Source organism: Pseudomonas sp. VA159-2, from assembly GCF_024126635.1.
Lineage (GTDB): Bacteria > Pseudomonadota > Gammaproteobacteria > Pseudomonadales > Pseudomonadaceae > Aquipseudomonas > Aquipseudomonas muyukensis.
The window spans coordinates 1-24,458 of sequence record NZ_JAMYBV010000001.1; the positions used below are offsets into that span (position 1 = coordinate 1).

20 protein-coding genes are annotated in these 24,458 nt (G+C 64.1%); 15 read left to right on the top strand and 5 right to left on the bottom strand.

The window, feature by feature from the left end; all coding sequences use genetic code 11:
* Positions 1 to 232 precede the first annotated feature (232 nt).
* Positions 233 to 1,588: an amino acid permease gene (locus tag NJG22_RS00005; protein ID WP_253091629.1), complete on the bottom strand. Its 1,356-nt coding sequence runs from the start codon at positions 1,586 to 1,588 to the stop codon at positions 233 to 235.
* Positions 1,589 to 1,637: 49 nt separating this feature from the next.
* Complete coding sequence (locus NJG22_RS00010; protein ID WP_253091630.1) at positions 1,638 to 2,579, bottom strand: AEC family transporter; 942 nt, start codon at positions 2,577 to 2,579, stop codon at positions 1,638 to 1,640.
* 190 nt (positions 2,580 to 2,769) lie between these two features.
* Here NJG22_RS00010 and NJG22_RS00015 point away from each other — a divergent pair, with 190 nt between their 5' ends.
* The gene (locus NJG22_RS00015; protein ID WP_253091631.1) at positions 2,770 to 4,404 is read left to right on the top strand and encodes a phospholipase; all 1,635 of its coding nucleotides are present in this window, start codon (positions 2,770 to 2,772) and stop codon (positions 4,402 to 4,404) included.
* 14 nt (positions 4,405 to 4,418) lie between these two features.
* On the top strand, positions 4,419 to 4,610 hold the full coding sequence (locus NJG22_RS00020; protein WP_253091632.1) for a hypothetical protein: 192 nt from the start codon (positions 4,419 to 4,421) through the stop codon (positions 4,608 to 4,610).
* Positions 4,611 to 4,800: 190 nt separating this feature from the next.
* Here NJG22_RS00020 and NJG22_RS00025 read toward each other — a convergent pair whose 3' ends face one another.
* Positions 4,801 to 5,361, bottom strand: coding sequence for a response regulator transcription factor (locus NJG22_RS00025; RefSeq protein WP_186658669.1), 561 nt, complete (start codon positions 5,359 to 5,361; stop codon positions 4,801 to 4,803).
* A complete protein-coding gene (locus NJG22_RS00030) occupies positions 5,358 to 6,617 on the bottom strand; it encodes an ATP-binding protein (protein WP_253091633.1) in 1,260 nt (419 codons plus the stop codon). Before NJG22_RS00030 ends, NJG22_RS00025 begins: the two co-directional genes overlap by 4 nt.
* 195 nt (positions 6,618 to 6,812) lie before the next feature.
* On the opposite strand from NJG22_RS00030, the gene NJG22_RS00035 reads away from it, so the two are divergent.
* From NJG22_RS00035 to NJG22_RS00095, 13 genes are all read left to right on the top strand, one after another.
* Positions 6,813 to 7,538, top strand: coding sequence for an SIMPL domain-containing protein (locus NJG22_RS00035; RefSeq protein ID WP_217849963.1), 726 nt, complete (start codon positions 6,813 to 6,815; stop codon positions 7,536 to 7,538).
* Between the two features lie 312 nt (positions 7,539 to 7,850).
* Positions 7,851 to 9,476: an ABC transporter substrate-binding protein gene (locus NJG22_RS00040; protein WP_253091634.1), complete on the top strand. Its 1,626-nt coding sequence runs from the start codon at positions 7,851 to 7,853 to the stop codon at positions 9,474 to 9,476.
* A 214-nt stretch (positions 9,477 to 9,690) separates the two neighbouring features.
* Entirely contained in the window at positions 9,691 to 11,283 is a 1,593-nt protein-coding gene (locus NJG22_RS00045; protein WP_253091635.1) for an ABC transporter substrate-binding protein, read from the top strand.
* A 158-nt stretch (positions 11,284 to 11,441) separates the two neighbouring features.
* Positions 11,442 to 12,824, top strand: a complete 1,383-nt coding sequence (locus NJG22_RS00050) for an OprD family porin (RefSeq protein WP_253091636.1) — start codon at positions 11,442 to 11,444, stop codon at positions 12,822 to 12,824.
* Positions 12,825 to 12,896: 72 nt separating this feature from the next.
* Positions 12,897 to 14,492 carry an ABC transporter substrate-binding protein gene (locus NJG22_RS00055; protein WP_253091637.1) on the top strand — a complete coding sequence of 532 codons (1,596 nt, stop codon included), beginning with the start codon at positions 12,897 to 12,899 and terminating at the stop codon, positions 14,490 to 14,492.
* 76 nt (positions 14,493 to 14,568) lie between these two features.
* Positions 14,569 to 15,579, top strand: a complete 1,011-nt coding sequence (locus NJG22_RS00060; RefSeq protein ID WP_253091638.1) for an ABC transporter permease subunit — start codon at positions 14,569 to 14,571, stop codon at positions 15,577 to 15,579.
* A 10-nt stretch (positions 15,580 to 15,589) separates the two neighbouring features.
* Positions 15,590 to 16,516: an ABC transporter permease subunit gene (locus NJG22_RS00065; RefSeq protein WP_134689957.1), complete on the top strand. Its 927-nt coding sequence runs from the start codon at positions 15,590 to 15,592 to the stop codon at positions 16,514 to 16,516.
* Positions 16,517 to 16,526: 10 nt separating this feature from the next.
* The gene (locus tag NJG22_RS00070) at positions 16,527 to 17,495 is read left to right on the top strand and encodes an ABC transporter ATP-binding protein (RefSeq protein ID WP_217849972.1); all 969 of its coding nucleotides are present in this window, start codon (positions 16,527 to 16,529) and stop codon (positions 17,493 to 17,495) included.
* Entirely contained in the window at positions 17,495 to 18,463 is a 969-nt protein-coding gene (locus NJG22_RS00075; protein WP_253091639.1) for a peptide ABC transporter ATP-binding protein, read from the top strand. Before NJG22_RS00070 ends, NJG22_RS00075 begins: the two co-directional genes overlap by 1 nt.
* 381 nt (positions 18,464 to 18,844) lie before the next feature.
* On the top strand, positions 18,845 to 19,654 hold the full coding sequence (locus tag NJG22_RS00080; protein WP_253091640.1) for a nuclear transport factor 2 family protein: 810 nt from the start codon (positions 18,845 to 18,847) through the stop codon (positions 19,652 to 19,654).
* 64 nt (positions 19,655 to 19,718) lie between these two features.
* Positions 19,719 to 21,125 (top strand): FAD-binding oxidoreductase, encoded by a 1,407-nt coding sequence (locus tag NJG22_RS00085; protein ID WP_253091641.1) that lies wholly within the window; start codon positions 19,719 to 19,721, stop codon positions 21,123 to 21,125.
* A gap of 33 nt (positions 21,126 to 21,158) precedes the next feature.
* Positions 21,159 to 21,500 (top strand): cupin domain-containing protein, encoded by a 342-nt coding sequence (locus NJG22_RS00090; protein ID WP_253091642.1) that lies wholly within the window; start codon positions 21,159 to 21,161, stop codon positions 21,498 to 21,500.
* Positions 21,501 to 21,552: 52 nt separating this feature from the next.
* A complete protein-coding gene (locus NJG22_RS00095) occupies positions 21,553 to 22,632 on the top strand; it encodes a polyamine ABC transporter substrate-binding protein (RefSeq protein ID WP_253091643.1) in 1,080 nt (359 codons plus the stop codon).
* Between the two features lie 158 nt (positions 22,633 to 22,790).
* Here the strand turns inward: NJG22_RS00095 and NJG22_RS00100 are convergent, their stop codons facing one another.
* On the bottom strand, positions 22,791 to 24,374 hold the full coding sequence (locus tag NJG22_RS00100; protein WP_253091644.1) for a peptide chain release factor 3: 1,584 nt from the start codon (positions 24,372 to 24,374) through the stop codon (positions 22,791 to 22,793).
* Between the last annotated feature and the right edge of the window lie 84 nt (positions 24,375 to 24,458).

The following is a 24,458-nucleotide window of genomic DNA, read 5'->3' on the forward strand; positions in this document are numbered from 1 at the left end:
ATCAAGATCAAGATCAAGATCAAGATCAAGATCAAGATCAAGATCAAGATCAAGATCAAGATCAAGATCAAGATCAAGATCAAGAGATACGGAGTTAGTGGTTGGACAGTTGGCAATGTGTTGACTGCCTCGGAGGGCAACCGAGAGATTGAAACAGGCTTGAATAATAATACGCCATCCAACCAACTCGGTTTCAGGATACCGTAATATCCCGAAACCGAACTGGATCAAATCAGGCCTGCCGCGCCTTCTTCATCCGAAACGCCACCCACAACACAGCAATCCACGCCGGAATCAACATCACCGAAATACGAATCGGCGGGGTGAGATACATCACCACCAGAATCAGCACAATGAACGCCAGGCACAGGTAGTTGCTCAGCGGGTGCCACAAGCTCTGGTAGAACGGCGTGATCCCTGCCGCCAGCTTGGCCTTGCGGAACTTGAGGTGGGTGATACTGATGCTCGCCCAGTTGATCACCAGCGCCGACACCGCCAGCGCCATCAGCAGGCCAAACGCCTCACCCGGCATCAGGTAGTTGATCAGCACGCACAGGCCAGTGGCGAACGCCGATACCCCAAGCGCCGTCAGCGGCACCCCACGACGGCTGACCTTGAGCAACTGGCGCGGCGCATCACCCTGGGCCGCCAGGCCGAACAGCATGCGGCTGTTGGCATACACACAGCTGTTGTACACCGACAGCGCCGCCGTCAGCACCACGATATTGAGGATGGTCGCCACCAGGTCGCTATCGAGGTTGTGGAAGATCATCACGAACGGACTGCCGCCCTGCACCACCTTCTGCCAGGGGTATAGCGACAACAGTACCGCCAGCGCACCGATGTAGAAGATCAGGATGCGGTAGACCACCTGGTTGGTGGCCTTGGGAATGCTCTCGCGCGGGTTGGCCGCTTCGGCGGCGGTGATGCCCACCAGCTCCAGGCCGCCGAACGAGAACATGATCACCGCCAGCGCCATGACCAGCCCGACCACGCCATTGGGGAAGAAACCGCCGTACTGCCAGAGGTTGGCAACGCTGGCATCCGGCCCGCCATCACCGCTGGCGAGCAGCCACGCGCCGAAGGCGATCATGCTGACGATCGCCACCACCTTGACCAGGGCGAACCAGAATTCCATCTCCCCGTAGACCTTCACCTGGGTCAGGTTGATGGCGTTGATCACCACGAAGAAGATCGCCGCCGTGGCCCAGGTGGGGAAGTCCGGCCACCAGTACTGCACGTAGATGCCCACCGCGGTGAGCTCGGCCATACCGACCAGCACGTACACCACCCAGTAGTTCCAGCCCGAGACGAACCCGGCGAACTCGCTCCAGTACTGGTGGGCGAAGTGGCTGAAGCTGCCGGCGACCGGCTCCTCGACCACCATCTCGCCCAGCTGGCGCATGATCAGGAAGGCCATCAGGCCGGCGATGGCGTAGCCCAGCAGCACCGAGGGGCCGGCCAGCTGGATGGTCTGGGCGATGCCCAGGAACAGCCCGGTGCCGATGGCTCCGCCCAGCGCGATCAGCTGGATATGGCGATTCTTCAGCCCGCGCTGCAAGCGCTCGGGCGTGCTCTGGTCTTGCATGAAGTGTCCTTTAGGTGAGGCAGTATTGTTGGTTTTGCTTGCAACTGGGCTAGATCCATCCACCCCATTGCAAGAAGAAGATCCCGATATTGGTGGTGACAGCCGCCATCAGTGTAGTGACCACGATGATCGACGCCGCCAGTTCGTGGTTGCCGTTGGCCTCACGCGCCATCACGTAGCTGGCCGCGGCGGTCGGGCTGCCGATGTACAGGAACAGGATGCCCAGCTCGGCGCCGCGAAAACCGCACAACCAGGCACCCAGAGTGCCCAGTACCGGCAGCCAGACCATCTTCACCAGGCTGACATCCAGCGCCAGCCGGCCGCTGTCGCGCAGCGCGGCCAGCGACAGGGTGCCGCCGATGCAGATCAGCGCCAGCGGCAGGGTCATCTGCGCCAGATAGTCGCCGCTGGTCAGCAGCCAGTTGGGCAGCGGCACCTGGCCGTAGGCCATGGGCGTGGCTAGCAGCACGCTGATGATCAACGGGTTGCTGAGGATGTTCTTGCCGATGCTCAACGGGTCGGACTTCAAGTCCGGGCTGTACACCGCCAGCACCACCGCCGACAGCGAGTTGTACAGCAGGATCACCAGGCCCGCGAGCACGGCGCCAAGGGAGATACCGTAGTCGCCATACAGGCTGGCCGCCAGGGCCAGGCCGATAACGCCGTTGTTGCCGCGAAACGCGCCCTGGGTATAGATGCCACGGTCAGCCCGCGGACAGCGCCAGATGGCCAGCCCCCAGGCCAGGGCGAAGCCCGCCAGGGTGGCGATGACGAAGTAGAGGATCACCCCGGGTTGCACCGCCGTCGCCAGGTCGGCGTGGTAGATGCCGAGGAACAACAGCGCCGGCATGCACACGTTGAATACCAGCTTGGAGGCGACCCGGTTGAAATTGTCGTCGATCAAGCCAACGCGCTTGAGCAACACGCCCATGAACAGCATGGCGAACACAGGGGCCGTGATGTTCAGTGTCTGGATAAGAAGGGCGAGCATGCAGCGCAATCCTGAGGCTGGGTGTCGAGGGGGGCAATCATACGCCAGTGCCGGGGGCTTGCGCCCGCCGTAGCTGCCAGTTGCCTGCACAAACAGACCTTGACGTAGGAAATTTCCTGAATATGATAGTAATTACTGTATATGCATACAGTATAAAAATGGATTATCCCGACATTGCAAGGAGCAAATCATGTCAGGAACACACACTGCGCCTGCGCCCGCCAAAGCCCCGGCCACCCTGGTGGTCGCCGACCTCGACCAGCTGTTCGACCCCCAAGGCGTCGCCCTCCCCGGCCCGGACAGCCACCTGGTGCTGGTCATGCACGGCCACCACACCCTCAAGTACCACCGCTTCGGCGTGCCGCCGAGCAGCGCCAAGGCCGAGCAACGGGGCCCTGAGCTGTACTTCGAAGGCGCCGAGCACACCGCTATCGGCGACAACACCCTGCTGCGCTTCGCGCCCGGCCAAGCGGGCATCCTCGCCCACCAAGCGCCGCTGCCGCTACCCAATGGCTTGAGCCTGACCTACGGCCAGGTGATCGCCCTGGGTGGCGACTTCTTCGGCCTGCCCGAGCGCCCCATCGCCGATGGCAGCACCGACGCCGAACGCCTCGAGCGCTTCACCCAGGCGTTCGATTCCCTGGCCCGCCTGCCGGCGGCCAAGGCCGAAGCCGAGCAGATCCTCGCAGTCATGCAGGAAGAAATCCGCGCCGCCAACCAGGCCATCAAGGACGGGCGCCAGCCCCACGAAGCCTACGATGCGCTGGGCGACAGCCTGTCGGCGCGCTGGAACCGCATCACCGGCGGCGGCAGTTTTGCCTCCGACCTGTTCCCCCTGGGGCGTTACCTGAAGCTGGCCGCCAGCAACTGGGACCACTTCGGCCCCTGGGCGCTGCTGGCCTACCAGGCAGGCCACGCCGCCGCCCTGCAGCAAGCCGTGAAGGCCCGCGCCAGTGGCAACGAGCGCGACCTGCAACTGGCCTATGCGATGAACGCCTTCGCCGACCACTTCCTCACCGACCTGTTCTCCGCCGGCCACCTGCGGGTGCCGCGCAAGGCCCTGGCCGACACCGTCACCCCCAGCGATGTCGGTTCGCTGATCTCGCGCTTCATGCACGACGAGGACAGCAAGTACGGCCTGGCGGTGCGCAACGCCGAGGGCGAGCAATGGCGCGCCTACGGCGACAAGCGCTACTTCGACACGGTGGATGTGGCCAACCGCCGCCAGGTGGGCCGCGCCGTGCAGCGCTCGGCCGATGAGGTGTTCCAGGCCTTTGTCGATGGCCACGTGCCACTGGCCAAGGACTATGGCGCGCTGCGCCTGGCCCCGGACCTGCGCGCCGCCGAACAGGACCTGGTGCCGGGCAACTTCGCCCCGCTGTACTTCCTGGACGGCAAGGCCGTGCTGCGACGCAAGGATGTCAACGACCTCAACGACCGCAAGCGCATTGCCGACTGGTGGGGATGGAGCACCTACCTGCTGCTCAAGGACTACAAGCCGAACACGCCAGCCGGCTTCCTCGCCCCACCTGCCGGGTCGCCGGTCATCACCGGCTGGCAGCGCCGCGAGCCGGATGGCCTGAACTGGCAAGCGGGCAATGCGGTGCGTTATGCCTACAGCATCACCGATGTGCTCAACGAGTCGTACATCGGCCCCTGGAGCGCCTATGCCGAACTGACCGATCAGTTCCATCCCAGCGTGCAGGTGCCGGTGGATGGCAAGCAGCGCGGGCGCAACCTGTTCCGTCAGTTCCGTGGCGGCTCGCCGGAACTGATCGCCAGCCTGGATGGCGTGGCAACCACTTACATCGATCGCAACGCGTGACAGGGAGGTCACTCATGACAATCAAGATCAAGCTGGAACTGGCGTCGGGCCAGTCGATGGCAGGGATGCCGCTGGAGTTGCTGCGTGATGGCAAGGTGATCGGCCGGGCCAAGGTGCCGGCAGGTGGACTGGTGGCGTTCGAGGCGCCAGCAGGTGCGGGGCAACTGGCGGTGCGGGTTGACCGCTCGGGGCTGCAAGCCCGATAGCGGGCGTGGCCGCTGATCAAGCCATGCGCGATCCCTGTAGGAGCGGCCTTGTGTCGCGAAAGGGCTGCACAGCAGCCCCAGGCCCGGTGAAGCCCTGAAACCGCCGGGGCCGCTTTGCGGCCCTTTCGCGACACAAGGCCGCTCCTACAAGGATGCGTGTCACCTGCTCAGCAGACAAGACCGCGTGATCTCAGCGCCGTACCGGGCGCTTCTGCAGCTTGCGCTGCAGGGTGCGCCGGTGCATGCCCAGTGCCCGCGCGGTGGCGGAGATATTGCCTTCGTGCTCGCCCAGCACGCGCTGGATATGCTCCCATTGCAGGCGATCCACCGACATCGGGTTTTCCGGCACCAGGGTGTCCAGGTCGGTGTGCTCCGAGAGCAGCGCCGCCAGCACATCATCGGCGTCGGCCGGCTTGCACAGGTAGTTGCAGGCGCCGCGCTTGACCGCCTCGACCGCCGTGGCGATGCTCGAGTAGCCGGTCAGGATCACCACCCGCATCTCCGGGTCCAGTTCCAGCAGCTTGGGCAGCAGCACCAGGCCCGAGTCACCTTCCATCTTCAGGTCCAGCGTGGCGTAGTCCGGCAGGTCCTGCTCGGCCAGCTTCAGGCCTTCCTCGGCGGAACCGGCGGTACTCACACGGAAACCCCGGCGGCTCATGGCACGGGCCATGACCCGGGTAAAGGTGGCGTCGTCGTCCACCAGCAACAGGTGCGGCAGTTCTTCGCCTTCGACCTGGATTTCTTCGCTCATCGTTCATCTCCTCGCTTGCCATGGGGCAGGCGCAATTCGGTCAGGGTGCCACCCTGCTCATGACTATAGAGTTTCACCGAACCGCCCGCACGGGTCACGCTGGCCTTGCTCAAGAACAGGCCCAGGCCGAAGCCTTTGCCCTTGGTGGTAATGAAGGGTTTGCCGATCGCCTCGGCGATGGCCGCCGGCACGCCGGGGCCATGGTCACGGATGCTGATGACGATGTCCTGGGCGTCCCAGTCCAGGCGCACCTCCAGGTCGTCCGGGCAGGCATCGGCGGCATTGTTCAACAGGTTCAGCAGGGCCTGGGTCAGGTCCGGCGGCGGTGTCAGGCGCGGCACCGCGCCATCGCGCAGGCGCTGGAAGCGGTAGCTGGCCTCGGGGCGCATCAGGTGCCAGCGGTTGAGCGCCTCGTCGAGCCAGGCGGTGACCTCCTGCTCGATGATCGCCAGGCGGCGATTGGCCTCGGCGGCGCGCACCAGTTGCTGCAGGGTCTCCTTGCACAGCTTGACCTGGTCCTGAAGGATCTGCAGGTCTTCCTGCAACTGCGGGTCGGCGTGGTCCTGGCGCATTTCGTTGAGCAGCACGCTCATGGTCGCCAGCGGCGTGCCCAGCTCATGGGCGGCACCGGCCGCCTGGGTGGCCACCGCCAGCAACTGCTCGTCGCGCAGGCTCTCCTCGCGCCGCTCGGCCCGCAGGTTCTCCTGCCGACGCAACTCCTCGGCCATGCGCGCGGCGAAAAAGGTGATCACCCCGGCGGCCAGGGCGATGCTCAGCCACATGCCGTAGACCTGCATGGTGTCGCGGGCCAGCGGCAGCGTTTCCAGCGGGTAGTACTGCACCAGCAACAGGCTGTAGGCCACCAGGGCGATGCCCGAGAGCACCAGCGAATAGATCCACGGCAGGGTCACCGCAGCGATCGCCAGCGGCACCAGGTAATAGGAGACGAAGGGGTTGGTCGAACCGCCCGAGTAATAAAGCAGGGCACTGTGGATCAACAGGTCGCAGGCCAGCTGCAGGGCATACTCGAGCTCGGTGACCGGCAGCGACAGGCGCAGGCGCAGGGCGGTGAAGGCGCACAGCAACGACGACAGGGCCAGGGTCACCGCCAGCGAGAACCATGGCAGCGGCAGCAGCTCGGTCCAGTAGGCCACGCCCACCGAGCCGGCCTGGGCGGCCAGGACGAGGATGCGAATGAAGGTCAGGCGCCAGAGGTTCTGGCGTGTAGCGGACAGCGGATGTGCGGCGGCGAGCATGAGCTCTCCCGATGAGTGCTCCAGGAAAATCGGCTGGAGTATACCGAAGCCGGGCGCCTCGCTGCAGCAATGCGGCAAAGCGCCACACTTTGTCACAGGTACATGATGGCACTTTTGAACCCACTACACTGTTTCACGGTCTGATCGGCCATGCGTGGTCTCGATGCCACGCCTTATCTTGCCAAGGAGCTCCACATGCATATTCCCCGTCGCGGCGCCGCCGCCGTTGCCTTGTCCTGCGGCCTGCTCGCCAGCCTGCCCGCCCTGGCCGCCGACGAGCCGCGCTACTACAACCAGGTGTCGCTGCGCGCCGAAGTGAGCAAGGAAGTGGCCCGCGACCTGATGGTCGTGACCCTGTACAGCGAAGCGCAGAACAGCGACCCGGGCAAACTGGCCAAGGAAATCACCGAGGCCATGAACAAAGCCGTGCAGCAGGCCCGCCAGGTCAAGGACGTGAAGATCAGCCAAGGCAGCCGCAACAGCTACCCGATCTACGACACCAAGGGGCAGAAGATCACCGGCTGGCGCGAGCGCGCCGAACTGCGCCTGGAAAGCGCCGACTTCCCAGCCCTGTCCAAGCTCACCGGCGAGCTGCTGCAAGACCTGAAAATGGGCGGCATGGACTTCTCCATCGCCCCGGCCACGCGCAAGAGCAGCGAGGACGCCCTGCTCAAGGACGCCGTCGCCGCCTTCAAGGCCCGCGCCCAACTGGCCACCGAGGCCCTCGGCGGCAAGGGCTACAAAGTGGTCAGCCTGAACCTCAACAGCAGCGGCTACCCACGCCCGTACCTGCGCAACGCGCCAATGGCGATGATGGCCAAGGGCGCCGCCGACGAAGCCGCGCCAGCACCGGATATCGAGGCCGGTACCAGCGAAGTCAGCATGAGCGCCGACGGCCTGATCGAAGTCCAGGTGCCCTGAACACTCCATTTGAATATCCGAGGCGGTCAAAACCGTCTCGGACAACTGTTTCAGACCCTTCCTACGCACCAAACGGGTGCATCCGCTTGTCACATAAAGTGCGAAATATCCTGAAAATTTCGCTTCGTTTGACGACGCAAACGATCAACATTCGCCAAAGTTATACGGATGCGACATCCATGTACGTCCGTACCACGTTTTTGCCGTCAACCATCCTGCTGAGTGTTGCATTGGGAATACCCCCTGCATAAGTATCCGCAGGTCGGCTCACGAGGCCGCCTCAATTCGAAAAATGACAACAATGAGGCCACCATGCTCAAACACGCAGTCATTCCGTTCCTGGTAGGCGCAGGCTTGCTAGCCGGCGCACCGATCGCCCACGCCGCGTCCAACCTGGTGTTCTGCTCCGAAGGCAGCCCGGCCGGTTTCGACCCGGGGCAATACACCACCGGAACCGACTTCGACGCCTCCGCCGAGACCATCTTCAACCGCCTGACGCAATTCGAACGCGGTGGCACCAAGGTCATCCCCGGCCTGGCCACCCGTTGGGACGTCTCCGATGACGGCAAGACCTACACCTTCCACCTGCGTGAAGGCGTCAAGTTCCATACCACCGATTACTTCAAGCCCAGCCGCGACTTCAACGCCGACGACGTGCTGTTCACCTTCAACCGCATGCTCGACAAGGACCAGCCCTTCCGCAAGGCCTACCCCACCGAGTTCCCGTACTTCACCGACATGGGCATGGACAAGAACATCACCCAGGTGGAGAAGCTCGACGACCACACGGTGAAGTTCACCCTCGCGCAAGTCGACGCCGCGTTCATCCAGAACATGGCCATGCACTTCGCCTCGATCCAGTCGGCCGAATACGCCGACCAGCTGCTCAAGCAGGGCAAGCCCGCCGACATCAACCAGAAGCCGATCGGCACCGGGCCGTTCGTGTTCAAGAGCTATCAGAAAGACTCGAACATTCGCTTTACCGGCAACAAGAGCTACTGGAATCCTGAGGACGTGAAGATCGACAACCTGATCTTCGCCATCAGCACCGACGCTTCGGTGCGCATGCAAAAGCTCAAGAAGAACGAGTGCCAGGTCACCTTGTTCCCGCGCCCTGCCGACATCGAGCCGCTGAAGGCGGACAAGAAGCTGCAGATGCCCGACCAGGCCGGTTTCAACCTCGGCTACATCGCCTACAACGTGATGGACAAGGTCAAGGGCAGCAACCAAGCAAACCCCCTGTCCCAGCTCAAGGTCCGCCAGGCCCTGGACATGGCGGTCAACAAAAAACAGATCATCGAATCGGTGTATCAGGGCGCAGGCCAGCTGGCGGTCAACGCCATGCCACCCACCCAATGGTCCTATGACGACACCATCAAGGACGCCGCGTACGACCCAGAGAAGGCCAAGCAACTGCTCAAGGAAGCCGGCGTCAAGGAAGGCACCGAGATCACCCTGTGGGCCATGCCGGTGCAGCGCCCCTACAACCCCAACGCCAAGCTGATGGCCGAGATGCTCCAGTCCGACTGGGCCAAGATCGGCATCAAGGCCAAGATCGTCAGCTACGAATGGGGCGAGTACATCAAGCGCTCCAAGGGCGGCGAGCAGGGCGCCATGCTGATTGGCTGGAGTGGCGACAATGGTGACCCGGACAACTGGCTGGGCACCCTCTATGGCTGCGATGCCATGGACGGCAACAACTTCTCCAAGTGGTGCTACAAGCCCTACGACGACCTGATCAAGCAAGCCAAGGCGACCTCCGACCAGGCCAAGCGCACCGAGCTGTACAAGCAGGCGCAACATATCCTCAAGGAACAGGTGCCGATCACCCCGATCGCCCACTCCACCGTGTATCAGCCCATGAGCGCGAAAGTGAAGGACTTCAAGATCAGCCCCTTCGGCCTGAACTCCTTCTACGGGGTCAGCGTGGACAAGTAACGGCCGTGATCGCCCTGTTGCCGTAGTGGCGACAGGGCGATCACGCGACTTGGCGATACGTAGGGCTATTCCCGCACGCTCGCCAGAACCGTCCCGCCCCCATACCAGTCTCTGATCCCTGGCTCCCGCATCCTGACGCCTCTATCGTCAGGACCGGGACGTCACAGCCGCATATTGCCTGCGCGGCCAAAACTACACGGACAAAGGATCTGCCATGCGCCTCACCCTGCTCAGTTCCACCCTGATCGCCCTTGGCCTGCTGGGCCAGGCATCGACCAGCCTGGCCAGCAACCTGGTGTTCTGCTCCGAGGGCAGCCCGGCGGGCTTCGACACCGCCCAGTACACCGCGGCCACCGACAACGACGCCGCCGAACCCATCTACAACCGCCTGGTCGAGTTCGAGCGCGGCGGCACCGCCGTGCAACCCGGCCTGGCCACCGACTGGCAGGTATCCGAGGACGGCCTGAAATACACCTTTCACCTGCGCCCCGGGGTGAAGTTCCACAGCAACAAGGACTTCAAGCCCAGCCGCGACTTCAACGCCGACGACGTGCTGTTTACCTTCAACCGCATGCTCGACAAGCAGCAGCCGTTCCGCCAGGCCTACCCCACCGAGTTCCCCTACTTCGTCAGCATGGGCCTGGACAAGAACATCGCCAAGGTCGAGAAGACCGACCCGCTGACCGTGGTCTTCACCCTCAACAGCGTCGATGCCGCGTTCATCCAGAACATCGCCATGGCCTTCGCCTCGATCCTCTCCGCCGAATACGCCGAACACCTGCTGGCCAGCGGCAAGCCCAGCGACATCAACCAGAAGCCGATCGGCACCGGGCCGTTCGTGTTCCAGCGTTACCAAAAGGACTCGCAGATCCGCTTCAAGGGCAACAAGGACTACTGGGCGCCGGAGCGGGTGAAGATCGACAACCTGATCTTCTCCATCAACGTCGACCCGTCGGTACGCATCCAGAAGCTGCGCAAGAACGAATGCCAGGTCACCTTGCACCCGCGCCCCGCCGACCTGCCGGCGCTCAAGCAGGATGACAAGCTGCAGGTCATGACCCAACCGGGCTTCAACCTCGGCTACATCGCCTACAACACCCAGCACCCGCCGTTCGACCGCCTCGAGGTGCGCCAGGCCATGGACATGGCGGTGAACAAGCAGGCGATCATCCAGGCCGTGTACCAGGACGCCGGCCAGCCGGCGGTCAACGCCATGCCGCCGACCCAGTGGTCTTACGACACGTCGCTCAAGGACGCCCCCTTCGACCCGCAAAAGGCCAAGCACCTGCTCAAGCAGGCCGGGGTCAAGGACGGCACCGAGATCACCCTCTGGGCCATGCCGGTGCAGCGCCCCTACAACCCCAACGCCAAGCTGATGGCCGAAATGCTCCAGGCCGACTGGAGCAAGCTGGGCTTCAAGGTGCGCATCGTCAGCTACGAATGGGGCGAGTACCTCAAGCGCATGAAGAACGGCGAGCATGACATCGCCCTGATCGGCTGGACCGGCGACAACGGTGACCCGGACAACTGGCTCGGCACCCTGTTCAGCTGCGACGCCATCGGCAGCAACAACTACTCCTTGTGGTGCGATACGCAGTACGACGCGCTGGTGAAAAAAGCCAAGCAAGTCACCGACCGCGAACAGCGCACCAGCCTGTATCAGCAAGCCCAACAACGCCTCAAGCAACAGGTACCGATCACCCCAGTGGCGCACTCGACGGTCAACCAGCCACTGAGCATCAGCGTGAAAGACTTCAAGGTCAGCCCCTTCGGACGCAACGTTTTCTCCGGCGTCAGTATCGATTGACCCTGCAACGTCAGGCCGGGGGTGCAACCCACTCCCGCGACCGCGTGCAGCCCGGATTTGCCTGGCAACCCCCAGGCAGATACCCGCAGTACCGCGTCACCGTGACAAGCCCGGCCCACGAAGCCGGGTGATAACTAAAAAAAAGAAAGGGAGCTTTCATGTCGAGACGTACCGCAACCACCGCATTGGCCTTGTCCGTCGGCGCCTTCTGCGCCCTCGCCCAGGCCGAACCCGCCAGCCAGGACTATGTGCCGATCACGCTCAAGTCCAGCAGTGAACAGGCCGAGGCCAAAGGCTTCATCGACGGCCAGAGCCTGTCCGGCAGCACCCGCAACTGGTATGCCCGCGAACGTGCCACCCGCGCGCCGCTGTGGAAATACACCAAGAGCGACGGCACTCGCCGCGCCACCCACAGCCGTGACAACTGGGTGCAGGGCACCATCCTCAACTACAGCTCGGGCTTCACCGAAGGCACCGTGGGCTTCGCCGTCGAGGCCGCGGCCTACAACGCCATCGCCCTGGAGCGCGGACGCGCTGCGGTGGCGGGGCCGAACAACCGTACCCTGACCCACAGCGACGGTGATCCGATCGGCCAGTGGAGCAAGATGGGCCTGGGCAACGTCAAGGCGCGGATGTCCAACACCACCCTGACCCTGGGTCGCCAGTCGGTGGACACGCCGATGATCGCCTACATTGGCAACCGTGCGTTGCCGTCGAGCTTCCAGGGCGCGTTCCTGCACAGCGCCGAGTTCGACAACCTGTCGTTCGACCTGGGCACCTTCGACCGCGTCTCGCCGCGTACCGAGCAGAGCCTGAGCAAGTTCCGCAGCGAGTATGGCGCCGAGGGGGTCGAGACCGACCGCGCCAGCACCGCCGGTATCAACTACCAGCCGTTCAAGAGCCTGACCACCAGTCTCTACGCCACCAAGGTCGATGACTTCTGGAACCAGTACTACTTCGGCGCCAACCATGTGCTGGGCGACAGCGCGGTGCTGAGCCTGAGCACCGGCCTGAACTACTACAAGACCGTCGACGCCGGCAGCAAGAAAATGGGCGAGATCGACAACGACACCTACAGCCTGTCGTTCGGCCTGACCCACCAGGCCCACACGCTCAGTGCCTCCTGGCAGCAGGTCAACGGCAACGAGTACTTCGACTACCTGCACGAAACCAACGGCATCTACCTGGCCAACTCCCTGCTGTCGGACTTCAACGGCCCGAACGAAAAGTCGCTGCAGATCAGCTATGTGCTGAACATGGCGCCCTACGGCGTGCCAGGCCTGAAGTTCAACCTGTACAACGCCCGCGGCTGGGGCATCGACGGCACCCATTACAAAGGTGTCGCCTATGACGTGCGCGGCATGGACGGTGAAAACCATTATGAGTGGGGCATCGGCACCAGCTATGCGGTACAGAGCGGCATGCTCAAGGACACCACCATCCGTGCCACCTACACCGCCCACCGCGCCAGCAAGGCACAAGCCGATGGCAGCCTGGACGAGCTGCGGATCGTGACCACCATTCCGTTCAACATCCTCTGACCGTCGCCGCCACGGCCCGACTCCCCACGGGCCGTGGCGGCTAGGCTGGAACTAGCACTGCAGGGAGGTTCCATGAAATCGCTACCGTTACGCGCTGCCCTGGCAGCGGTCATCCTGGGCGCCGCATCGAACCTGGCGGCCAAGCCGCTGGTGGTATGCACCGAGGCCAGCCCGGAAGGCTTCGACATCGTCCAGTACACCACCGCGGTCACCGCCGACGCCACGGCCGAGGCCATCTTCAACCGCCTGGTCGACTTCAAGCCCGGCACCACCGAGATCCAGCCGGCCCTGGCCGAACGCTGGGAGGTCAGCGCCGATGGCCTGGTCTACACCTTCCACCTGCGCGAAGGCGTCAAGTTCCACACCACCGACTACTTCAAGCCCACCCGCGACTTCAACGCCGACGACGTGCTGTGGAGCCTGAACCGCCAGTTGCACAAAGATCATCCGTGGCACGACAAGACCAGCGTCGGCTACCCCTATTTCGAGAGCATGGCCTTCAAGGACCTGCTCAAGTCGGTGGAAAAAACCGACCAGCACACCGTGGTGATCACCCTGACCCGCCCGGAAGCCCCCTTCCTGCGCGACCTGGCCATGGCCTTCACCTCGATCTACTCCGCCGAATACGGCGACCAGTTGCTCAAGGCCGGCAAGACCGGCGATCTCAACAGCAAGCCGATCGGCACCGGCCCGTTCGTGTTCCAGCGCTACAACAAGGACGCCCAGGTTCGCTACAAGCCCAACCCGGACTACTTCCGCGGCAAGCCACCAGCCGACGCCCTGATCTTCGCCATCGCCACCGACAGCAACGTGCGCCTGCAGAAACTGCGCGCCAACGAATGCCAGATCGCCCTGTACCCCAAGCCTGACGACGTGCCGGGCATCAAGACCGATCCCAAGCTCAAGGTCGCCGAGATCGAGGCCCTGGTCACCGGCTATATCTCCATGAACACCCAGCACAAGTACCTGAGCGACGTGCGCGTGCGCAAGGCGATCAACATGGCCTTCGACCGCCAGACCCACGTCGACCAGTTGTTCGGCAAGGGCAACGCGCTGGTCGGGATCAATCCCTACCCGCCGACCATGATCGGCTACAACACCGACAACAAGAACCCGCCCCACGACCTGGACAAGGCCCGCGCCCTGCTCAAGGAAGCCGGTGTGCCGGAGGGCACGGTGATCACCCTGTTCACCCGCAATGGCGGTGGCCCGACCAACCCCAACCCACGCCTGTCCGCCGAAATGCTGCAAGCCGACCTGGCCAAGATCGGCATCAAGCTCGATATCCGGGTGCTGGAATGGGCCGAAATGCTGCGCCGCGCCAAGAAGGGCGAGGCCGACCTGGTCTCGGCCGGCTGGGCCGGCGACAACGGCGACCCGGACAATTTCCTTACGCCGATGCTCAGCTGCGACGCAGTGAAGAGCGGCGAGAACTACGCCCGTTGGTGCAACCCGAAATTCCAGGAGCTGATCACCCGCGCCCGCGAGATCATCGACAACGACGAACGCGCCAAGCTCTATAGCGAGGCCCTGGCGGTGTACGATGAGGACCAACCGTGGATCAGCATGGCCCATCCGAAGATGTTCACCGCCATGCGCGAGAACGTCGAGGGCTATGTCATCAACCCACTGACCAACAACAACTTCGCCACCACCAAGGTGAAGTAGAACAACAACGACCGCCGGCAGCCTGTACGGGAGCCGGCGGCACTGCCTTTACCGGCTGGATGAGGTACCCACGAACATGTTGAGTTTTATTGCCCGGCGCCTGGGCCTGCTGATCCCGACCTTCTTCGGTATCACCCTGCTGACCTTCGCGCTCATACGCCTGATCCCCGGCGACCCGGTGGAAGTGATGATGGGCGAGCGCAGGGTCGACCCCGAGATGCACGCCCAGGCCATGGAGCGCCTGGGCCTGAACAAGCCCTTGCCGGTCCAGTACCTGGACTACGTCGGCAAGCTCGCCCAGGGTGACCTGGGCGAGTCGCTGCGCACCCGCGAGAGCGTGTGGAACGAATTCCTCACCCTGTTCCCCGCCACGCTGGAGCTGGCCATGGCCGCCCTGCTGTTCGCCGGGGTGATCGGCCTGCTGGCCGGGGTGATCGCCGCGCTCAAGCGCGGCTCGCTGTTCGACCACGGGGTGATGGGCATCTCCCTGGCCGGCTACTCGATGCCGATCTTCTGGTGGGGCCTGATCCTGATCATGTTCTTCTCCGTGAGCCTGGGCTGGACCCCGGTTTCCGGGCGCATCGACCTGCTCTACGACATCGAGCCGAAAACCGGCTTCATGCTCATCGACACCCTGCTCAGCGACGAGAAAGGCGCCTTCAAGGACGCGGTCATGCACCTGATCCTGCCGGCCATCGTGCTGGGTACCATCCCGCTGGCGGTGATCGCCCGCATGACCCGCTCCTCGATGCTCGAGGTGCTGCGCGAGGACTACATCCGCACCGCCCGCGCCAAGGGCCTGTCGCCGTCGCGCGTGGTGTTCATCCATGGCCTGCGCAACGCGCTGATTCCGGTACTGACCGTGTTCGGCCTGCAGGTCGGCACGCTGCTGGCAGGCGCCGTGCTCACCGAGACCATCTTCTCCTGGCCGGGCATCGGCAAATGGCTGATCGAGGCCATCGGCGCCCGTGACTACCCCGTGGTGCAGAACGGCATCCTGTTGATCGCCTGCCTGGTGATCCTGGTCAACTTCGTCGTGGACATCCTCTACGGCCTGGCCAACCCACGCATCCGTCACCAGCGCTGAGGATTCCATCATGACCAGCCCGATTCCGAAATCCGTCACACCGACCAGCGCGGTTGACCAAAGCTTGCTCTACCCCTCGCCATACAAAGAGTTCTGGCAGGCCTTCTCGCGCAACAAGGGCGCGGTGGCCGGCCTGGCCTTCATGTGCCTGATCGTGTTCTGTGCGCTGTTCGCCCCCTGGGTGGCGCCACACAACCCCAGCGAGCAGTACCGCGACTTCCTGCTGACCCCGCCGGTGTGGCTCGAAGGCGGCACCTGGCAATTCATCCTCGGCACCGACGAACTGGGCCGCGACCTGCTGTCACGGTTGATCCAGGGCTCACGCCTGTCGCTGCTGATCGGCCTGTCGTCGGTGGTGATGTCGCTGATCCCGGGCATCCTCCTGGGCCTGCTGGCCGGGTTCTTCCCGCAGATCCTCGGCCCGTCGATCATGCGCCTGATGGACGTGATGCTGGCCCTGCCCTCGCTGCTGCTGGCCGTGGCCATCGTCGCCATCCTCGGCCCTGGCCTGATCAACACCGTGATCGCCATCGCCATCGTCTCGCTGCCGTCCTACGTGCGCCTGACCCGCGCCGCGGTGATGGGCGAGCTGAACCGCGACTACGTCACCGCCGCGCGCCTGGCCGGTGCCGGCCTGCCGCGGCTGATGTTCGTCACCGTGCTGCCCAACTGCATGGCGCCGCTGATCGTCCAGGCCACCTTGAGCTTCTCCTCGGCGATCCTCGACGCCGCCGCCCTGGGCTTCCTCGGCCTCGGCGTGCAACCGCCGACCCCCGAGTGGGGCACCATGCTGGCCTCGGCCCGCGACTACATCGAACGCGCCTGGTGGGTAGTGAGCCTGCCGGGCCTGACCATTTTGCTCAGTGTGCTGGCAATCAACCTGATGGGCGACGGGCTGCGCGACGCGCTGGACCCGAAACTCAAGAATGCCGCCTGAGGAGACCGCCATGTCACTGTTGCAGATCAACAACCTGAACGTGCGCTTCGGCGACGCCAATGCCGTGCCCGTGGTCGACGGCCTGGAGCTTGCGGTGGACGCCGGCGAGATCCTCGCCATCGTCGGCGAGTCCGGCTCCGGCAAGTCGGTCACCATGATGGCCCTGATGGGCCTGATCGACGCCCCCGGGCGCATCACCGCCGACGTGCTCAACTTCGACGGCATCGACATGCTCAAGCTCAGCGGCCGGCAACGGCGCAAGGTGGTGGGCAAGGACATCGCCATGGTCTTCCAGGACCCGATGACCGCGCTCAACCCCAGCTACACCGTCGGCTACCAGATCGAGGAAGTGCTGCGCCAGCACCTGGGCCTCAAAGGTAAAGCGGCGCGCCAGCGCGCGCTGGAGCTGCTGAAGAAGGTCGAGATCCCCGCCGCCGAAAGCCGCCTGGATGCCTACCCGCACCAGCTGTCCGGCGGCATGAGCCAACGCGTCGCCATCGCCATGGCGATTGCCGGCGAGCCCAAGCTGCTGATCGCCGACGAACCGACCACCGCGCTGGACGTGACCATCCAGGCGCAGATCATGGAGCTGCTGGTCAACCTGCAGAAGGAGCGCAACATGGCGCTCATCCTGATCACCCACGACCTGGCCGTGGTCGCCGAGACCGCCAAGCGCGTGTGCGTGATGTACGCAGGGCAGGCGGTCGAGGTCGGCCAGGTGCCGGAGCTGTTCGACATCCCCGCCCATCCCTACAGCGAAGCGCTGTTGGCGGCCATCCCCGAGCACAGCATCGGCGCCGAGCGTCTGGCCACGCTGCCGGGCATCGTGCCTGGCCGCTATGACCGGCCACAAGGTTGCCTACTGTCGCCGCGCTGCCCCTATGTGCAGGAAAACTGCCGGCGGCAGCGCCCGGCCCTCGATCCCCAGGCCCATAGCCTGGTGCGTTGCTTCTATCCGCTGAACCAGGAGGTGGCGTGATGGCCGTCGTACTTTCCGCCCGCGAACTGACCCGCCACTACGAAGTCTCCCGCGGCCTGTTCAAGGGGCATGCGCTGGTACGCGCGCTCAATGGCGTGTCGTTCGAGCTGGAGGCCGGCAAGACCCTGGCCGTGGTTGGCGAGTCCGGTTGTGGCAAGTCCACCCTGGCCCGCGCCTTGACCCTGATCGAAGACCCCTCCTCCGGTTCGCTGCAGATCGCCGGCCACGAGGTCAACGGCGCCAGCAAGGAGCAGCGCAAGCAGTTGCGCCGCGACGTGCAGATGGTGTTCCAGAGCCCCTACGCCTCGCTCAACCCACGGCAGAAGATCGGCGACCAGCTGGCCGAGCCGCTGTTGATCAATACCTCGCTGAGCAAGGCCGAGCGCCGCGCCAAAGTGCAGAAGATGATGGAGCAGGTGGGCCTGCGCCCGGAGCACTACCAGCGTTACCCGCACATGTTCTCCGGCGGCCAGCGCCAGCGCATCGCCCTGGCCCGGGCGATGATGCTGCAACCCAAGGTGCTGGTGGCGGACGAGCCGACCTCGGCGCTGGACGTGTCGATCCAGGCCCAGGTGCTGAACCTGTTCATGGACCTGCAAAAAGAGTTCAACACCGCCTACGTGTTCATCTCGCACAACCTGGCGGTGGTGCGCCATGTGGCGGACCAGGTGCTGGTGATGTACTTGGGCCGGCCGGCCGAGATGGGGCCGAAGCAGGACATTTACGACAAACCGTTGCATCCGTATACCCAGGCGCTGCTGTCGGCGACCCCGGCGATTCATCCAGACCCGCTGAAGCCGAAGATCCGCATTGCCGGGGAGCTGCCCAACCCGCTGAATCCACCAGATGGGTGTGCGTTCCACAAGCGCTGCCCGTATGCGACCGAGCGCTGCGCCAAGGAAGTGCCGGCATTACGGCAGGTGAGTACGCGGCAGGTGGCTTGTCACTATGCCGAGCAGTTTCTCTAGGTTCTAGATCGCTGGGGCTGCTGCGCAGCCCTTTCGCGACACGAGGCCGCTCCTACATCGCGGTCCCTTGTAGGAGCGGCCTTGCCGAGGCGTCGGACCGGTCGGAAAGGGCGCAAAGCAGCCCCGGCAATCTCAATGCATAAAGAACCAGATCAGGATAATCACCGGAATCGGCACCCCAATCATCCAAAGCAGTATCGAGCGCATGGCCTTTCTCCTTGTTCGAGGGTGACAAGACAGGTGCATCGCCCATGCCACTCGTATCAAAAAAATACCCTTATATGAATCAACGGCTTACCCCCTGAGCCGCTTGCCAAAACCGTGCAAATTGCCAGATCCCCACCCTTGCACGTGGGTGTTCTGCAATGCACTATCGACCCCATGACCGCCACCACCCTCCCCGACGGCTGCGAGCAAACCCCGCTCACCGCCGACACCGTCATGCGCTACCACCTGTGCTGGAAGCATCGCGACCTGGACGGGGTCATGGCGCTATACCACCCGCACATCCAGTACCACGACTTCTTCCAAAACCGCGTGCTCGGCTATGTCGAGCTGCGCGACTACGTGCGCGCCTGCCTGCCCCATGAAGCCGGTGAGGACATCGTCCACAGCGACCGCATCCGCGTCGATGGCTGTACCGCGTTCATCCAGTACCAGGTCACCGTGCAGGGCGGCGACGGGCTGGTGGCGTTCCAGTCCAGCGAAGCGATCACGGTCAGGGACGGCCTGATCTGGCGGGTCAACGAATACGCCACCCTGGTTCGCCAGAACGACAAAGGCCAAGTCAGCGGCGGCCCACGCCCGGCCACCAGCCGCCTGGGCCTGTCGCCACGGCAACTGTCGACCATGGCCCAGGACCTGGAGCATTACTTCCAGCGCCAGCGCCCCTACCTCGACCCGGAACTGGACCTGCAACAGGTGGCCGACGCCAGCGGCTACAGTCGCAACCAGATTTCCTACCTGCTCAACCAGGTGCTCGGGCAAAGCTTCTACCGTTACGTCAACCAGGCGCGGCTGCACCACCTGATGGCCAGCCTCGACGACGACAGCGTCCAGGCGCCGATCGACGACCTGGCGTTCAACGCCGGCTTCAACTCGCTCTCGGCGTTCTACAAGTGCTTTCGCGAACACACCGGCCTTACCCCCAAGGCCTATCTCAAGCAAATTTCCCTGCGTGCACGCACGTAGGACAGGCGCGGACCGACACCACTAGCATCGCCCACAGACCTTGACGGATGTGGAGCAAGACCCGATGCAACCCCCACGCACCATCAGCCTGTGGATGGACCAGCTCGACGAGCCGCTGTGTGCCCGCCCGGCCCTGCGCCAGGACCTGGACGTCGATGTGTGCATCATCGGCGCCGGCTACACCGGCTTGTGGACGGCCTACTCCCTCAAGCGCCAGGCGCCGCAGCTGAACATCGCCATCATCGAGGCGAATATCGCCGGTTACGGCGCTTCCGGGCGCAACGGCGGCTGGCTGATGGGCAACCTGCTGGGCGAGGACCGCCTGCTTGCCAGCCTGTCGCCGCAACAACGGCGCGCCAGCATCGACCTGCTGCACGGCATCCCCGACGAAGTCCACGATGTGCTCCTGCGCGAAGGCATCGCCTGCGACTACCGCAAAGGCGGCGTGCTCTACTGCGCCGCCCGCTACCCGGAACAGGAACGCAGCCTGCGCGCCTGGCTCGACGACCTCTATCGCCAGGGCATGAATGAAGACGACTACCGCTGGCTGCGCCCGGAACAGCTGGATGCCCAACTGAAGGTCAGCACCCCCTACGGCGCCCTCTACAGCCCGCACGTCGCCACGATTCAACCGGCCAAGCTGGTGCGCGGCCTGGCACGGACGGTCGAGGCCATGGGTGTGCCGATCTATGAGAACACCCCGGCCATCGACTGGCAGACCGGCGAGGTGCGCACGCCGTTGGCACGCATCCGCAGCCATTGGCTGGTCCCGGCCGTGGAAGGCTACGCCGCCAGCCTGCCACCGCTCGGGCGGCATCAGCTGCCGGTGCAGAGCCTGCTGGTGGCCACCGAGCCGCTGCCGGAGTCGACCTGGGAACAGATCGGCCTGAGCCAGGGCCAGGCCTTCAGCGAAAGCAGCCGCCAGGTCACCTATGGCCAGCGCAGCGCCGACAACCGCCTGGTGTTCGGCGCCCGTGGCGGCTACCGCTTCGGCGGCCGCCTGCGCGAAGACTTCAGCCTCAGCGGCAACGAAATCGAACTGCGCCGCTACCTGTTCGGCGAGCTGTTCCCGCAGCTCAAGCACGTGCGCATCACCCACTCGTGGGGGGGCAACCTGGGCATGGCCCGGCGCTTTCGCCCGCACATGCTGTGCGACCGCCAGCGCGGCATCGCCCTGGCCGGCGGTTATGGCGGCGAGGGTGTCGGCGCCAGCAACCTCGGTGGACGCACCCTCGCCGCGCTGATCCTCGGCCAGCACAACGAACTGACCGCGCAGCCCTGGGTGCACGACAACCGCCCGCTGTCGAGCCTGGCCAGCTGGCCCCCCGAGCCCTGCCGCTGGCTGGGCTACAACGCGATCATCCAGAGCTTCGTGCACGAGGACCGGACCCTCGCCAACCCCGCCAGCGCGCCCTGGCGGCGACGCCTGGCCAGCGGGCTGGCCGACCTCATGGAAGGTTTCATGCACTGATTTCCCTTCACCATCACAGAGGATCCACCGGTCATGAGCATCACCCAGTTCAAGCGCACCGACAGCGCTCCCCTGACCACCTCCAGCCCGGTCGCCGTGCCCCTCGGCGAGCCGGTCGCGATCACCTCGGTCAGCTGCGTCGAGCGCAGCGACGGCGTCGAGACCGGTATCTGGGAATGCACCCCGGGACGCTGGCGGCGGCAGATCGTGCAGCAGGAGTTCTGCCACTTCATCAAGGGCCGCTGCACCTTCACTCCCGACGGTGGCGAGCCCCTGATCATAGAAGCCGGAGACGCACTGATGCTACCGGCCAACAGCCTCGGCACCTGGGATATCCAGGAGACCGTGCGCAAGACCTACGTCCTCATTTTCTGATCCGCTGATCGCCTGCCTTCGATAACAACAGACAAAGCAAGGTAACCCCGACATGCGCACCGTCCTGATCGTCCCCATGATGCTGGCCGCAAGCGTTGCCAGCGCCGCCGACTCGGTGAAGATCTACAACTGGTCGAGCTACATCGCCCCCGATACCCTCAAGCAGTTCCAGCAGGCCACGGGCATCGTGCCTACCTACGACGTGTTCGACAGCAACGAAACCCTCGACGGCAAGCTGATGACCGGCAATTCCGGCTACGACGTGGTGTTTCCCTCCAACCATTTCATGGCCCGGCAGATCCAGGGCAAGGCCCTGAAGAAACTCGACAAGGCGCAATTGCCGAACTGGAAGAACCTCAACCCGGTACTGCTCAAGGCGCTGGAGGTCAACGACCCGGGCAACCAGTACGGCTTCCCCTACCTGTGGGGCAGCACCGGCATCGGCTACAACATCGACAAGGTCAAGGCGGTGCTCGGCGACCATGCGCCCATCGACTCGTGGGACCTGTTCTTCAAGCCCGAATACCTCGCCAAGCTCAAGAGCTGCGGCGTGGCGGTGCTGGACAACGGCCCCGAACTGCTGCCGATCGCCCTGCACTACCTGGGCCTGCCGCACCATAGCCAGGACCCGGCGGACTACGACAAGGCCAAGGCGTTGCTGATGCAGGTACGCCCGTACATCAGCTACTTCCATTCCTCGAAGTACACCGGCGACCTGGCCAATGGCGATGTGTGCGTGGTGGTGGGTTTCTCGGGTGACGTGCTGCAGGCGAAGAACCGTGCCGAGGAGGCGAACAACGGGGTGAGGGTGGGCTACTCGATCCCGAAGGAAGGCGCGCCGATGTGGTTCGACATGGTCGCCATGCCGGCCGATGCGCCCAACGAGAAGGCCGGGTATGCCTACATGAACTACTTGTTGCAGCCCGAGGTGATGGCGCAGATCAGCAACTTCGTGCAGTACGCCAACGGCAACCAGCAGGCCGATGCCCTGGTGGACCCGGCACTCAAGGGCAACACGATGATTTACCCAAGCGCGGATGTGATGGGCAAGCTGTATGCCCTGGAGGCGATGCCGGCGAAGATCGACCGCATTCGCACACGCATCTGGACCAGTATCAAGGCCGGGAATTGATTGCAGGCATTACGCGGCCCCTGTAGGAGCGGCCTTGCGTCGCGAAAGGGCCGCAAAGCGGCCCCAGAATCTTTGTCTAACACTGAACCCTGGGGCCGCTACACGACCCTTTCGCGACACGAGGCCGCTCCTACAGGGTCAAGTACAGGCCTGCGGAATCAGTGGTGCTCGCGAGTCGCGCGGAATTTCACATCCGGCCAGCGCTCTTCCATCAGCGACAGGTTGACCCGGGTCGGGGCCAGGTAGGTCAGGTGACCGCCACCGTCGATAGCCAGGTTCTCCATGGCCTTGTTCTGGAATTCCTCGAGCTTCTTCTTGTCGTCGCAGGCGATCCAGCGCGCCGACCACACGGTGATCGGCTCATAGGCGCACTCGACCTTGTACTCTTCCTTCAGGCGGCTGGCGACCACGTCGAACTGCAGCACACCGACCGCACCCAGGATGATGTCGTTGCTGCGCTCGGGGAAGAACACCTGGGTGGCGCCCTCTTCGGCCAGCTGCTGCAGGCCCTGGCGCAGCTGCTTGGATTTGAGCGGGTCCTTCAGGCGCACGCGGCGGAACAGCTCCGGGGCGAAGTGCGGGATACCGGTGAAGCCCAGCGCCTCGCCTTCGGTGAAGGTGTCGCCGATCTGGATGGTGCCGTGGTTGTGCAAGCCGATGATGTCGCCGGCAAAGGCCTCTTCCAGCTGCTCACGCTCGGAGGAGAAGAACGTCAGCGCATCACCGATGCGCAGGTCCTTGTTCAGGCGCACATGGCGCATCTTCATGCCCTTCTCGTACTTGCCCGAGCAGATACGCATGAAGGCGATGCGGTCGCGGTGTTTCGGGTCCATGTTCGCCTGGATCTTGAACACGAAGCCGGTGAATTTCTCTTCAACAGGCTCCACGGTCCGCTCGTGGGCGACACGGCCCAGCGGGCGCGGCGCCCAGTCGACGACCGCGTCGAGCACGTGGTCGACACCGAAGTTGCCCAGGGCGGTACCGAAGAACACCGGGGTCAGCTGGCCGTGGATGAACTCGTCCTGGTCGAACTCGTGGCAAGCGCCCTGCACCAGCTCGAGCTGCTCGACGAAGCTGTCGTACTGGTCGCCCAGGTGCGCGCGGGCCTCGTCGGAATCCAGCTTCTGGATGATCTTGGCTTCGGTGCGCTCGTGGCCGTGGCCCGGGGTGTAGACGATGATGTAGTCGCCGGTGAGGTGGTAGACACCCTTGAAGTCGCGGTAGCAACCGATCGGCCAGGTGATCGGCGCGGCCTTGATCTTCAATACCGCCTCGATTTCGTCGAGCAGTTCGATCGGGTCGCGGATGTCACGGTCGAGTTTGTTGATGAAGCTGACGATCGGCGTGTCGCGCAGGCGGCACACGTCCATCAGGGCGATGGTCCGCGGCTCTACGCCCTTACCGCCGTCGAGCACCATCAGCGCCGAGTCCACCGCGGTCAGGGTGCGGTAGGTGTCTTCCGAGAAGTCCTCGTGGCCGGGGGTGTCGAGCAGGTTGATCATGTGCTCGCGGTAGGGGAACTGCATCACCGAGGTGGTGATGGAGATGCCGCGCTGCTTCTCCATTTCCATCCAGTCGGAGGTGGCGTGGCGGTCGGACTTGCGCGACTTCACGGTACCCGCGACGGAGATCGCCTTGCCCATCAGCAGGAGCTTCTCGGTGATGGTGGTCTTACCGGCGTCGGGGTGGGAAATGATTGCGAAAGTGCGGCGCTTCGCGACTTCGGCGGCCTGGTTGGTCATGGGAAATCGCCTGACTGGGGATTCAAAAAGGGGCGATATCATACCTGAAGTCGGGCGACAGGCCAAAACAAGCCCCAACGGCTC